Annotated in this window: 14 protein-coding genes; 4 read left to right on the forward strand and 10 right to left on the reverse strand. The window is 61.1% G+C overall.

The window, feature by feature from the left end; all coding sequences use genetic code 11:
• Window positions 1–236 precede the first annotated feature (236 nt).
• The 3 genes from AC1DXM_RS25945 (at window position 237) to AC1DXM_RS25955 (ending at window position 3,653) form a co-directional block, all read left to right on the forward strand.
• Window positions 237–983 (forward strand): SDR family oxidoreductase, encoded by a 747-nt coding sequence (locus tag AC1DXM_RS25945; protein WP_477237683.1) that lies wholly within the window; start codon window positions 237–239, stop codon window positions 981–983.
• Between the two features lie 88 nt (window positions 984–1,071).
• Window positions 1,072–2,358: a Mur ligase family protein gene (locus tag AC1DXM_RS25950; RefSeq protein ID WP_477237520.1), complete on the forward strand. Its 1,287-nt coding sequence runs from the start codon at window positions 1,072–1,074 to the stop codon at window positions 2,356–2,358.
• Complete coding sequence (locus AC1DXM_RS25955; protein ID WP_477237522.1) at window positions 2,355–3,653, forward strand: Mur ligase family protein; 1,299 nt, start codon at window positions 2,355–2,357, stop codon at window positions 3,651–3,653. The genes AC1DXM_RS25950 and AC1DXM_RS25955 overlap by 4 nt, the downstream gene beginning before the upstream one ends.
• 12 nt (window positions 3,654–3,665) lie before the next feature.
• On the opposite strand, the gene AC1DXM_RS25960 is transcribed toward AC1DXM_RS25955, so the two are convergent.
• From AC1DXM_RS25960 to AC1DXM_RS25990, 7 genes are all read right to left on the reverse strand, one after another.
• Window positions 3,666–4,547 carry an SH3 domain-containing protein gene (locus AC1DXM_RS25960; protein WP_477237524.1) on the reverse strand — a complete coding sequence of 294 codons (882 nt, stop codon included), beginning with the start codon at window positions 4,545–4,547 and terminating at the stop codon, window positions 3,666–3,668.
• 247 nt (window positions 4,548–4,794) lie between these two features.
• A complete protein-coding gene (locus AC1DXM_RS25965) occupies window positions 4,795–6,081 on the reverse strand; it encodes an NAD(P)/FAD-dependent oxidoreductase (protein ID WP_477237526.1) in 1,287 nt (428 codons plus the stop codon).
• Window positions 6,082–6,204: 123 nt separating this feature from the next.
• Window positions 6,205–6,573 carry a four helix bundle protein gene (locus AC1DXM_RS25970; protein WP_477237527.1) on the reverse strand — a complete coding sequence of 123 codons (369 nt, stop codon included), beginning with the start codon at window positions 6,571–6,573 and terminating at the stop codon, window positions 6,205–6,207.
• 39 nt (window positions 6,574–6,612) lie between these two features.
• The gene (locus AC1DXM_RS25975) at window positions 6,613–8,049 is read right to left on the reverse strand and encodes a glutamine synthetase family protein (protein ID WP_477237528.1); all 1,437 of its coding nucleotides are present in this window, start codon (window positions 8,047–8,049) and stop codon (window positions 6,613–6,615) included.
• Between the two features lie 102 nt (window positions 8,050–8,151).
• On the reverse strand, window positions 8,152–9,093 hold the full coding sequence (locus AC1DXM_RS25980; protein WP_477237529.1) for an ATP-grasp fold amidoligase family protein: 942 nt from the start codon (window positions 9,091–9,093) through the stop codon (window positions 8,152–8,154).
• Between the two features lie 29 nt (window positions 9,094–9,122).
• Window positions 9,123–9,647 (reverse strand): hypothetical protein, encoded by a 525-nt coding sequence (locus AC1DXM_RS25985; protein WP_477237530.1) that lies wholly within the window; start codon window positions 9,645–9,647, stop codon window positions 9,123–9,125.
• Window positions 9,622–9,948, reverse strand: coding sequence for a hypothetical protein (locus AC1DXM_RS25990; protein WP_477237531.1), 327 nt, complete (start codon window positions 9,946–9,948; stop codon window positions 9,622–9,624). The genes AC1DXM_RS25985 and AC1DXM_RS25990 overlap by 26 nt, the downstream gene beginning before the upstream one ends.
• A gap of 87 nt (window positions 9,949–10,035) precedes the next feature.
• Between AC1DXM_RS25990 and AC1DXM_RS25995 the strand changes: the two genes are divergently transcribed.
• Window positions 10,036–10,752 carry an HAD family hydrolase gene (locus AC1DXM_RS25995; RefSeq protein ID WP_477237532.1) on the forward strand — a complete coding sequence of 239 codons (717 nt, stop codon included), beginning with the start codon at window positions 10,036–10,038 and terminating at the stop codon, window positions 10,750–10,752.
• Window positions 10,753–10,792: 40 nt separating this feature from the next.
• Here the strand turns inward: AC1DXM_RS25995 and AC1DXM_RS26000 are convergent, their stop codons facing one another.
• The 3 genes from AC1DXM_RS26000 to aceA all read right to left on the reverse strand — a co-directional run bounded on the left by AC1DXM_RS26000 (window position 10,793) and on the right by aceA (window position 13,117).
• Entirely contained in the window at window positions 10,793–11,254 is a 462-nt protein-coding gene (locus AC1DXM_RS26000; protein WP_477237533.1) for a response regulator, read from the reverse strand.
• A gap of 276 nt (window positions 11,255–11,530) precedes the next feature.
• Window positions 11,531–11,773: an SMc00767 family acetate metabolism repressor gene (locus AC1DXM_RS26005; RefSeq protein ID WP_006202762.1), complete on the reverse strand. Its 243-nt coding sequence runs from the start codon at window positions 11,771–11,773 to the stop codon at window positions 11,531–11,533.
• Between the two features lie 54 nt (window positions 11,774–11,827).
• The gene (gene aceA / locus AC1DXM_RS26010) at window positions 11,828–13,117 is read right to left on the reverse strand and encodes an isocitrate lyase (protein ID WP_477237535.1); all 1,290 of its coding nucleotides are present in this window, start codon (window positions 13,115–13,117) and stop codon (window positions 11,828–11,830) included.
• Between the last annotated feature and the right edge of the window lie 49 nt (window positions 13,118–13,166).

The following is a 13,166-nucleotide window of genomic DNA, read 5'->3' on the forward strand; positions in this document are numbered from 1 at the left end:
GACGCGGCTGATATAATCTAATCGATTTAAATTATCCAGTGCCATGGTGTCACATCAAGGACCAATCACTCCATATTGATTCGGTCCAAATGTGCCTTGACACTGGCTGCCACCCGGAGGCTTGTCGTTATCAGAGGGTCCCGGGGAGCTTTCGCACCTGCAACATAGAGCGGGAATGTGACGAAAGCTAAGGGCAAAATTCACTTGCAGGGTGATCTTCAATGAGCGGGAAAAGCATGCGTCTGGAAAACAAGGTCGCCGTCATAACCGGTGCGGCGGCGGGCTTCGGCGAAGGCATGGCCAGGCGCTTTGCCGAGGAAGGCGCCAAGATCGTCGTCGCCGACCTCAACGCCAAGGGCGCGGAACGTGTGGCCACAGAGATCGGTGAGGCCGCGATCTGGACCCAGACCGACGTTTCGCAGCGTTCCGAATTCGACGAAATGGTCTATGCCGCAAAAAGCGCCTTCGGCCGCATCGACATCATGGTCAACAATGCCGGCTATACCCATCGCAATGGCGACATGCTCGACGTCGACGAGGCGACCTTCGACCTGATCACATCAGTCAACATGAAGGCGATCTACCATGCCGCACTTGCCGTGGTGCCGATCATGGACCGCCAGGGCGGCGGTGTCATCCTGACCACGGCTTCGACAGCGGGTCTGCGGCCGCGGCCTGGCCTCACCTGGTACAATGCCTCGAAAGGCTGGGCGATCACCGCGACCAAGTCGATGGCGGTCGAACTCGCGCCCAAGAACATCCGCGTCAACTGCCTTTGCCCGGTCGCCGGCGAAACCGCCATGCTGGAGAAATTCATGGGCGCCGACACGCCCGAGATCCGCGAGAAGTTCCGCGCCTCGATCCCGCTTGGGCGTCTGTCGACGCCGCTCGACATTGCCAACGCGGCGCTGTGGCTCGCATCCGACGAAGCCGCCTTCATTACCGGCGTGGCGCTGGAGGTCGACGGCGGACGCTGTATCTGAGTTGGCCTGCGCTATGCATTGCCGCAGTTTGACTTGATCATCGGGGTGAAGGCATAAAGCAGCGGTGCTTGGGGAATCTGGCGGCGCCATGAATGCGAAACTGCGGAAAATTCGCAAAAGCCTTGGGCAACGCCTCCGGGCTTATAGGGCAAGGCGCGCGCGCTCAAAAAGCCACGCGACGTTCATCGGTATAACCGGCAGCTCGGGAAAATCGACCGTAACGGCGCTGCTGGGGCACATATTGGCCAGCCACGGCTCTGTCCATGTTGAACTCCTTTTCCATTCGCTGGACATGCTGGCGAGGATGCTTTCGCGCCGGATCGGTGGCGTAAACTACGTCGTGGTTGAGGTGTCAGCGTCAGGGGTCAATTCCGTCAAGCCGTTGGCACAGATGTTGCGGCCGCATGTAGCTGTCGTCACCATGGTCCGGCTTGAACATGTCTCCAGTTTCAGAACCCTCGAGAATGTCGCTCATGAAAAACGCGCGCTCGTCGATATGCTGGAACCGGGCGGTCTTGCCGTGCTCAATGCCGATGATCCCAATGTGCTGGCCATGGCATCCGGCCAGGCGCAGCGCTTCGTCACATTCGGAGAGTCGGAAGCTGCTGACTATCGCGTTGCCGAGATCAGTGCCGCGTATCCCCGCATGCTTGGCTTCAGATTGCACTGGCGCGGCGGTGTGCTCGACCTTAAAACCCCATTCCCAGGGGAGCATTTCTGGCTGCCGGCCGCCGCCGCTGCAGCTACGGCCCTTGAACTTGGGGTACCTCCGCAAACGGTCAAGGACAGGATCGAGACGTTTCAGCCGCGGGAAAACCGGTGCGAGGTGATCATCCCTGAGGGTGGGCCGCACTTCATTGTCGACTCTGTCAAGGCGCCTTGGCATTCGCTGCCCCTTGCTTTGGATATGGTGGCGAAATCAACCCTTGGCAAAAAGCGGATCGTGCTTGGCCAGCTGTCGGACTTTAGCGATTCAAACACAAAATATGCCCGCGCTTATAAAAGCGCGCGCGAGATCGCGAACCAGGTGATCTATGTTGGCGAGCATGCGCATCGCTCGAAGGCCAGCCAAGCCGACCTCGACAACGACCGCTTTATTGAACTGCGCACGCCGAAAGAGGTCTCGGATTACATCAGGAAAACGGCAGAGCCTGGCGAGTTGATCCTGCTGAAGAGTTCTTCCAATCTTCACTTGGAACGCATCCCGCTTGCCTGGGCCCATGATGTGAAATGCTGGGTTCCGGTATGCGGTAAAACCGAGGGATGCCAGCAGTGTGGCCTCTATGAAGTGCCCTTTGAACAACATCGGGCCTTTGTGAGGCAACGCAAACTGGAGCGTCGTCATCGGCGTTTCAAGCGGCTCTTCAAGCGATGAATCCTCTATGGATCAGGCTGCGGAAAATTCGAGACGACCTTAGACGTCGATCTCGGCGCACTCAGGCCGTGCGGGAGCGTGCGAAAAACAAGGCAATTTTCATTGGCGTTACCGGCAGTTCCGGCAAGTCGACGACGACAAGTTTGCTCGGACATATTCTCGCCAGTCATGGCACAGTCTACGCGCGCTCTCTCGCTAACACGATGGAGTCGATGGTAAACACGCTGTCCAGGCGTCTGCAGACGGCAGGCGAGGTGGAATACGTCGTTTTCGAGCTCGGCACTTTCGGCCCTGATTCGATCAGGCCAATGGCCGAAATGCTGCAGCCGCATGTCGCCATCGTCACCATGGTGCGCCTCGAACATGTAAAATCGTTCAGAACCTTGGAGAGCGTCGCCCAGGAAAAACGCGCCTTGGTCGATGCCTTGCAGCCGAGCGGCCTTGCTGTCCTCAACGCCGATGACCCACACGTCGTCGGCATGGCCTCCGGGCGCCGTTTCGTCACCTTCGGCCAATCAGCCGGGGCGGACTATCGGGTAAGCGATGTCCATGCCGCCTATCCCAACCGGCTGACGCTCACGATCCATTGGCGGGGTGGCATGCTGGAACTCCAAACGCGATTCCCGGCCGAACATTTCTGGTTGCCGGCGGCAGCTGCCGTTGCCGCCGCGCTCGAACTCGGCGTGCCCGCGGAAAAGGTGGCGGCGATGGTCGCGACATTCCAGCCGCTGGTCAATCGATGCGAGGTGCTCGTCACCGATGGCGGCCCGCAATTCCTGGTCGATGCCGCCAAGTCGCCTTGGCATTCGGTTCACCTTGCCCTCGACATGATGGCCAAGGCCACTGCCGGCCGAAAACGCGTCATTCTTGGCCAGATTTCTGACTATGCCGGCTCAACCCGAAAATATCGCTACGCCTACAAAACAGCACGCGAGGTCGCCGACCAGGTCATCTATGTCGGTGACAATGCACATCGCTCGGGTGCCCCGCAGGCCGATCGCGACACTGACCGGTTTGTCGAAATGCGCACACCCAAAGAGGTTTCCGACTACATCAAGCAGACAGCCGTGGCCGGCGAACTGATTCTGGTGAAAAGCTCATCCAATCTTCATCTCGAACGAATTGCGCTCACCTGGAAGCATGACGTCAAATGCTGGATCCCGATATGCGGCAAACGCGAAGGCTGTGAAACATGCGGTCTGTTCGAGGTGCCGTTTGAGCAACACCGCGATCATCTCAGGCAAGCGAAGCATGCGAGACGGCGGCGGCGCTTCCTGCGGCTTATCGGCCGATGAACACGAGAAGGCTCACGCCCCGGTCTTGATGTAGCTCTTGTAAATCCAGCCGCGCTTGCCGTTGTAGACGATCTGGCACCATTTCTTGCAGCTCACCACCTGCACCGATGACTTGGCGGGCACGGTTCCCATGGCGGCGGCATTCTTCTTCGGACCGGTGCGCATTGTCACTGTCCTGAGTATGCGTCCGGTGGCATCGGCAGCAGCCACGTTCTGTGGCTGGGCCTTGGCCTGGGCATCATCCCCTGCCGCGGAAGATTGCGCATCCGGCAGTTGCGGTTTCGGTGTCGGGATAGCGGCGGTTTCCGCGCCGTCGGTGTGACCGTCCTTCGCAGTGGCGTCTGGTGCAGCAACCTTGGACAGCTGCGTCGTGGCATCACTCTGTGCCGACGGCTCCTCGTAAGCTGCCGCGTCGGCCGGTTTGGCGGCTGTCTGCTCAGTCGCGGCCCGATCGGACGGCGTGGCTTCAGCGTCGCTGTTCGATTGCGGCGCAGTCCAGCGCGGATCGTTGGCCGCCAGCGCCGGTATCGCGGCCGCCCCAGCAGCCACCATCGGCGAAACCGCATCGCCCTTACGTGCGGCCTGCGGCGCCGCTACCGCGGCAACTGTCGCCGCAGGGGTGACCGGGGGGATCTTGGTTGTCTTGACCGGGATGGTTGGAACGCTCTGCTGCGAAAGAGGCTGTGTGCTGGCGCTCGCTTGCCGGTCGTTGGCCGGCAACGCCAGCCAAAGCGCGATACCCGCCACGCCAAGCAGCGCTGCGGTGCCGACCGCGGCGATCACCAGATGCGAATTCGTGCGCACCCCCTGCCAGAAGGAGGGCCGCATGTCGTAACCGAACTGCATGGCAAAGCGCCGTCGTTCCGGCGCACCGAAACTGAAGGGCTCGTTCACGTTTGCCACCTCCAACATGCGGCCGATGTTCTTTCGATCAGCGCCGGAAGGCCGGCATTCGATCGGCATCGGTCCCAAAAACAAGCGGGCAGGCCCGCAAAAGTCCCCGTTCAATCACCCAGAACCGGCACCTTTTACCCGCGATTGTGGCATCAGTGCGCCCCAACCGTGGATTCTGCACCCTTGTTGAGGATTCTGCAATGTGTCGCTCAAGCAACGAATATTACAGACGGAATCGCTTGTTGCTCTAGATTCGATCGCGCAGCGCAAACCAGTTGAGCGCCAGGAACAGCAGCGGCGTGCGAAAGCTTCGGCCGCCGGGGAAGGCCGGGATTTTCAGGTCCTCGATCAGCTTCAGCCGGTCGCGGTTGCCGGCGACGGTCTCGGCATAGAGTTTGCCGAAGAAGTTCGACAGCATGACGCCATGGCCGGAATAGCCGCCGGCCGAGATCACATTGGGCATCACCTCGCGCACGAACGGCTTTCTCGGCACGGTGATGCCGACATAGCCGCCCCAGCCATGGGTGATCTCGACATCCCGGAGGTCCGGATAGAGTTCCGCGATCTGCCGGCGGATATGGATATGGATATCCTTCGGATCGTTGACACCGTAGACCTCGCGCCCGCCGAACAGCAGCCTTCCATCCCTGGATTTGCGGAAATAGCGCACGACGAAACGCGAATCGTCGACTGCCTCGCCGCCCGGCAGGACTTTCGAGTCCGCTCCGAGCGGCACGGTGGCACCGATGAACGACCCGATCGGCATGATGTGCGCGGCACTCACCGGCTCGAGGGTGCCGCCATAGGCGTTGACGCCGATCAGGCATTTCTGCGCGGTGATGGTGCCTCTCGGCGTCGTAACCCTGACCTTGCCGCCACTGGACGTTATGCCGGTCGATGGCGTCTGCTCGAACAGGTGGGCGCCGGCAGCAGCCGCCACCTTTGCCGTGCCGATCACCAGTTTCATCGGGTGGATGTGTCCTGTGCCGGTGTCGCGGGTGCCGCCGAAGTAGCGTGTGGAGCCCAGTCGTTCGGCCGTTTCCCTGGCATCCATGAAGGCGATGTGCGGATAGTTGAAGCGGCCCGCCATGATCTCGGCATGCGCCTTGTAGTCGTCGACATAGCGCTGCTTGTGCGCCACCGACAACTGACCGGGCATATATTCGATGTCGATCTGGTTGACGGCGGCGAATTCGAGCAGATGCGCTTTCGCCTCTTCGGCAAGATCGAACAGCGCCTTGGCGCGGGAGAAGCTGTATTCGGCCTCCATCTCCTCGGCCCAGGCGCGCTGGCCGGTGCCGAGCTGGCCGCCATTGCGCCCGGAGGCGCCGTCGCCGAAGCGATACGCCTCGATCAAGACGACATCGGTCCCGGCTTTGGCCAGATGTGCTGCGGCAGAAAGGCCGGTAAACCCACCGCCGACAATGACGACGTCGCATTGGCGATCACCGTCTAGCGGAGGGTACTCGGGCCGTGGCCCAGCTGTATCCTCATACCAGGAGCGGCCGGGAGAAATGGGGGATTGGTAAGGCATGATGCTCGCTAGGGCAGTAGGGCAGTAGGGCAGTAGGGCAGTAGGGCAGTAGGGCAGTAGGGCAGTAGGGCAGTAGGGCAGTAGGGCAGTAGGGCAGTAGGGCAGTAGGGCAGTAGGGTGGGGCTATTCCGGAGACAATTTGCGGATCAGAAGTCGCAAGAGCGTTCCGACGCTCTCGCTGGTGGTCATCAAAGCGTTGACAGCTTCGTGCGAGGCGATCCCGACACGTTGCGCAATCAAAAGATGCGTCTCCAATTCCTTGAGGGAGCCTTGGGCAATTCTGAGAAATTGCTGATAGGAAGCCCGGCTCTCTCGACCGTAGCCCTCGGCAATGTTGGCGGGAACGGAGGTCGCCGCACGGCGTATCTGAGCTGTCAGCCCGTAGCGCTCATCCTTTGGCCAGACTCTGGTTGTTTCGTAGATTGAAACCGCCAAATCCATAGCCTGCTGCCAGACAATCAAATCCCGGTACGATTCAATCTTGGCTGCCATCCTCGCCCTACTGCCCTACTGCCTTACTCCCCTATTCCCCTAAACATTCAGCAACAAATACTCACGCTCCCACGGGCTGATCACTTCCATGAAGGTCTCGAACTCCGCCCGCTTGATCGCCGCATAGGTTGCGGCGAAGGACTTGCCCAAAAGGGCGCAGAGTTCCTCGTCGCCTTCGAACAGGTCGACGGCCTCGAGCAAGCCGCGTGGCAGGTCGATCTCGTCTGCGTTGGCGGTGGTGAGCACCGGTGGCTCGGCCTTGACCTTGTTGGTCATGCCGATCAGCCCGCAGGCGAGCGACGCCGCCAGCGCCAGATAGGGATTGGCGTCGGAAGACGGGATGCGGTTTTCGACACGTCGCGCCGCCGGGTCCGAGCGCGGCACCCGGAACGCCGTGGTGCGGTTGTCATAACCCCATTTGTTGTTGACCGGCGCCGAGGCCGACTGCGTCAGCCGGCGGTAGGAATTGACGTAGGGCGCGAACATCACCAGCGCGTTCGGCACGTGCTTCTGCATGCCGCCGATGAAGTGGAAGAAGTCGTCGGTTTCCGAGCCGTCTTCGGCCGAAAAGATGTTCTGTCCGGTCTTCTTGTCGATGATCGACTGGTGGATGTGCATGGCCGAGCCAGGCTGCCCCTGGATGGGTTTCGCCATGAAGGTGGCATAGATTTCGTGCTTGAGCGCCGCCTCGCGGATGGTGCGCTTGAACATGAACACCTGGTCGGCAAGCTCGATCGGGTCGCCGTGGCGCAGATTGATCTCGAGCTGGCCGGCGCCCTCCTCGTGGATCAGCGTGTCGATCTCCAGGCCCTGGCTTTCGGAGAAATGGTAGATGTCGTCGATCAGTTCGTCGAACTCGTTGACGCCGGCGATCGAATAGCCGGCGCCGCCGCCGATCGCCCGTCCCGAACGCCCGACCGGCGGCGTCAGCGGATAGTCCGGATCGGGGTTCTTGCGCACCAGGTAGAATTCGATCTCGGGCGCCACCACCGGCTTCAGCCCACGCTTGTCATAGGCAGCCAGCACGCGCTTCAGCACGTTGCGCGGCGTGAACTCCACCGAGCGGCCGTCCTGGTGGACGAGATCGCAGATGACGGCGGCCGTCGGGTCTTCTTCCCACGGCACCACGGTCAGGGTCGACAGATCCGGCATCAGCTTCAGATCGCCATCGTCTTCCGGATAGTGGAAACCGTTGCCATCCTCGGGATAGCCGCCCGAAATCGTCGTCATGAACACCGCCGAAGGCAGCGCCAGCGAAGTGTTGGAGGTGAATTTCTTCGACGGCATCATCTTGCCGCGGGCGACGCCGGCCTGGTCGGGTGTGATGCATTCTATGTCTTCGATGCCGCGCCATTCCAGCCAGGCGCTGACTTCCTTCCAGTTCTTCACGCCGCGTTGGTTTTTCACGAAGGCAGGCGTGCGGACGCGTCCTCCGCGGCTCGACGGACGGACTTCCTTTTTTGCAGGCGGCATCATTCACCAGATTGGGTTGCGGATTTTGGAGTATAGCCGGGGCGGGTGATGGAAGGGAAGGGGAGGCCACCCGATAGGTTGTGCCAGCAACGGGATGGACTTCGGCTAGAAGGGTTTGCCGGGCAGCGCGTTCGTATCCAGCCATCGATGCAAAGCGCCGGCATAGAGCCTGCGCCATCCGGTCTGCGGTGCGGTCAGAAACCAGGATTGGCGCAAATCCCAACTGTCGCTGCACAAATCTCGGAGCCGGGTGTTGATGATGCCTTTGCCGGACAGCGGACAGACGGAGAATTCCGAAAAGAAGACGACGCCGTTGAGGTCGTAGAAATCGCAACGCATGTGATCGAACGGCGCAGTCACTTTCTCCGCGATTTCAAGCATGCGCGGGAAGGATGCAGGCAGGTCAATCTTCACCCATTGGGGGCCGCTTCCCGGCGGGGGCGGTGCATAGTTACCGTCACGGTCGAAATGACATTTTTGTTCGTTGCCTTGCTCGTCCCGTCGTGCGGCATAGACATAGGCGGTCGTCCCGCTAGACACGTGGAACTTGTATTCCAGGCGGATCGGCTCACCGTTCTCGATCAGCATCTCTTCCACAAGGATGCGCCTGGTGGCGTCCCTGTAGCCCCATTCGCCGAATTTCCTGCCATAGCGGCTGCGCATCCAGCGAGCGGTACGCCGGCGCAGCTTGGCTCTGTCCACAACGCCATTGCGGATCATCATGTTCCAGCGGCAGCCGTGATTGGCTTTCACCACGACATTGCCGGCAAACAGCTCTGCCGGAATCTTTGTGGCGTCGGCCCCAGACCATAGGACCCCGGCAGTCCTGAGTTCTGGACAGGTGGACAAAGCGTAGGTTTTCGAAGCGAGCTTGTCGCAAGCCGTCGTGAAAAACGGATTGTGGTCGAAAAGCTTTCGCCACAAGAACTTGTCCGCATAGGAAGCGGGTCTCGCCGGATCCGGCAACACGCCGCTATGGTCGAATGTGCGTTTGCAAATCATGGGATGGCGCACCAGACACCATGCCCGCGCCAGGGCGAGGATCACTCGATCGCTCGTTCCAAGAGCCGGCACGATCAGCCCAGCTGCCGGGTCGAAGATGAACCGCCTCGTCGGGCGACGAACACGTCTCTCGTCATGTTTCGCGAAATGCTCGTGCGGCCGGTGACCTCAAGCCGCGGGTCAAGTGTGCGTTCCGCATTTTCAGCCCAAAGCCTGCCTAGCGAAACAGGCTCCCACAAAACGATCTGCACAGTGTCGGGCGCGGTATCGGCGATACGAGACACGACGGCTGCCTTGGGCGAAACCATGCTCGCGACATAGACAACCTGAGCGCCGCCGTAATCATAATCGCACCCGTCGCAAAGCTCGGCCCGCATGCGCATATAGCCGAGCTTGGCCGCGAGCCTGTTTGCCGTTTCGACGGCTTCGGGAACGATGTCGAGGCCGATGATCTCAGGGACCGTTGTCTGATCGTGAATACGGAACATGGTGAATGGTCGCCCGCCGCAGCCGACCATGACAGCGCGGCGGCAATTATCGAAATCGACATGATCGAAGACTTCGTCGAGGCGGTTATAGGCATCCTTTGATGACAGCACGCCTATGCTTGTTTTTCCCTGCCGCGATCCGTCCGAACGATGCCGGACCATCCAGATCCTGATCCAGCATCTGCCTGATCTCGGCGGTGTCCTGCGCCTGCACCATCTTGCCGAATGCGGCGGTAAGCGCCGGTCGGTACGAGAAGAGTTCCGGGTGGGCGTCAAGCAATCCTTCGCCGGCATCGTGTCCCATGGCGATGCCGAGATCTCGGATGGCATTGATGAGCTCGGTCGGATTATGACCTTGCAAGGATCCCAGAATCCGCTCCAGCCTATCCTTCCAGACGCTCGGTTCCGTCATATTGCCCAACCCATAACCCTTGCCTTAGCTAGCAGCGCCCGGCGACAACGTCTACACCACGACATTCACGCAAACGGGCAGTCGACCATGCAGCCTCGCAAACATCTGACAACCATCGGCTTCGATGCCGACGACACGCTGTGGCAGAACGAGCAGTTCTTCCGCATGACCGAAACGCGCTTTGCGGCATTGCTCGCCGATCATGGCGAGGTCGAGCACATCTCGGCGCGGCTGCTCGAAGCCGAAAAGCGCAACCTTGCCGTTTACGGCTTCGGTATCAAGGGGTTCACCCTCTCAATGATCGAGACGGCGATCGAGGTGACCGAGGGCCGTGTGCCGGCCGCGACCATCGCCGAAATCCTTGCCGCCGGCCGCGACATGCTCGGCCACCCTGTCGAGGCGCTGCCGCATGCGCGCGAGACCGTGGAAAGGCTCGCCGGCGCCCATCATCTGGTGCTGATCACCAAAGGCGATCTGTTCGACCAGGAGCGCAAGCTGGCGGCCTCCGGCCTTGGCGACCTGTTCGACGCCGTCGAGATCGTCAGCGACAAGAGCGCCGCCACCTATGCCCGGATATTCAGTCGCCATGGCGGCAGCCCGCAGAACAGCATGATGGTCGGCAATTCGCTGAAGTCCGACGTTGTGCCGGCCATCGAGGCCGGCAGCTGGGGCGTCCACGTGCCGCACGAACTGACCTGGGTGCTGGAGCACGTCGAGCCGCCGGTCGAAGCTCCCCGCTTCCGCTCGATTGCCGATCTTGGTGAACTGCCGGCTTTGATCGAAAGCATCGACAGGAAAGGTTGACCGCCTTACCTCGTTTCAGACAGTGAGGCGCGGCGTGCAATCAGCCGCGCCCGAGACCGATCAGCCGGTCGATCACCGGCTGCAGCCTTTCGGTGGTGATCGGCTTGGTCACCACCACATCGACCACGCTGGACAGGCCGAGGCTTTCGGGCGTGCCGGTCTTGGTTGAAAGCAGGATCACCGAGGGAAGCGACCGGCCCGACGCTCGCCGCAAGGCATCGATGGCCGACATCAGCGCGTCGCAATCCTTGTTGTCGGCGCCGCCATCGAGAACGACTGCGCCCGGAATGAGGGTGCGCAGTGTCTTGGTCGCCATTTCGAGTGACTCGGAGATCGGCTTTAGCCCGGACTTCTCGACGATCTTCGACACCACCACCCGGTTGATCGGCGATTTTCCGACGACCAGCACGTGGGAGAAATCCGTTGATATCTTGGAGTTCGCATCCCTGCTTGTCGACTTCAGATGTTTGGCGGTGTCGGTCTCGCGATTCACAGGGCACATGGGCGGTGCGGGCACTCGGCGCTGCTTCAATGCAGGGTTGAAATACGAGAGCCAATTGGCGCGAGATCGCGCGCCATGTCAAGCTGAAATGGCGCAGCCGGGAAATATAGCCAGAAATATTAAACCGGGGAACCAAGGTCTGTTTTCAAACTGTAGTTAAGTTCGTGCTCAAAAGCGAAAGTCACCCGCGCTGAAAACACGCGGGTGACGTTGAAATCAGCCAGTGCATGACCGTGTCAGAAGATTCCGCAAGCACAAAGCTTCCGTAAGGGAAGATCATCCGTGACTCTGCTGCGTGACGATCACCGGGATCAGCAGGTCACCCCAATTGCCGTCGCCGCCATGGTGCCGGGCCGAGCGCACCAGTTCCACCGAGACGCCCGCCTCGACTGCCTTCATCACTGATTGATTGAGCCTGTGCAGGTCGTTGGCCAGCATGCGGATGGTCGCCTGCTGGTCGACGCTCATGGTGGTGGACTGCTCTTCTGCACGTTCCTTGACGCGGCTTATCGATGCCATTTTTCTTCTCCTGTGTCCCTTGCCCTGTTGGGCGTTTCCTCTGGTTGTTTGCTGTTATTCCGCTGCCGGCTTGAACTGGGCATGCTCGGTCGATTCATGCATGGCGGTGGTCGATGACTGGCCGCCGCTGATCGCCATCGACACCGCATCGAAATAGCCGGTGCCGACCTCGCGCTGGTGCTTGGTCGCGGTGTAGCCGTGGACTTCGGCCGCGAACTCGGCTTCCTGCAGCTCGGAATAGGCCGCCATCTGCCGCGCCTTGTAGCCGCGGGCCAGTTCGAACATGCCGAAATTGAGCTGGTGGAAACCGGCCAGCGTGATGAACTGGAACTTGTAGCCCATGGCGCCGAGTTCGCGCTGGAACTTGGCGATGGTCGCGTCGTCGAGGTTCTTCTTCCAGTTGAACGACGGCGAGCAATTATAGGCGAGCAGCTTGCCAGGGTGATGCCTGCGCACGCCCTCGGCGAACTTCTTGGCCTGCGCCAGATCGGGCTTCGAGGTCTCGCACCAGATCAGGTCGGCATGCGGCGCATAGGCAATGGCGCGCGCGATGCACGGTTCGATGCCGTTCCGGACCTGGTAGAAGCCTTCGACCGTGCGGCCGGCATCGTAGTCGACGAAGGGCCGGTCGCGCTCGTCGATGTCGGACGTCAAAAGCTTGGCTGCCTCGGCGTCGGTGCGCGCCACGACCAGCGTCGGCGTGCCCATCACGTCGGCCGCCAGGCGCGCCGCATTGAGGTTGCGGATATGCGCCGCGGTCGGGATCAGCACCTTGCCGCCGAGATGGCCGCACTTCTTTTCCGAGGCCAGCTGATCCTCATAGTGGACGCCGGCAGCGCCCGCCTCGATGAACGCCTTCATGATCTCGAAGGCGTTGAGCGGTCCGCCGAACCCGGCTTCCGCATCGGCGACGATCGGCGCGAACCAGGTGTCGACCGACAGGCCGTTGCCCTCCGAGGTCTCGATCTGGTCGGCGCGCTGCAGCGTGCGGTTGATGCGCTTGACCAGTTCCGGCGCCGCATTGGCGGGGTAAAGCGACTGGTCCGGATACATGGCCGATGCGGTGTTGGCGTCGGCGGCGACCTGCCAGCCCGAGAGATAGATTGCTTTCAGCCCGGCGCGCACCTGCTGCATCGCCTGGTTGCCCGACATGGCGCCGAGCGCGTTGACGAAGTCTTCCTCGTGGATGAGCTTCCACAGCCGGTTGGCGCCCATTTCGGCAAGGCTCTGGCGGATCTGGACCGAGCCGCGCAGCCGCTTCACATCCTCCGGCGAGTAGGGCCGTTCGATGCCGTCGAAGCGGCCTTCGGGCGCGGATGGGACAAGGTTGTAAAAATCGGTCATTTTTCGCTCCAGATCAATCGATGCCAGTGTCTGCACGCCGCGCCATCGG

The organism is Mesorhizobium sp. P3_A2 (assembly GCF_056403115.1).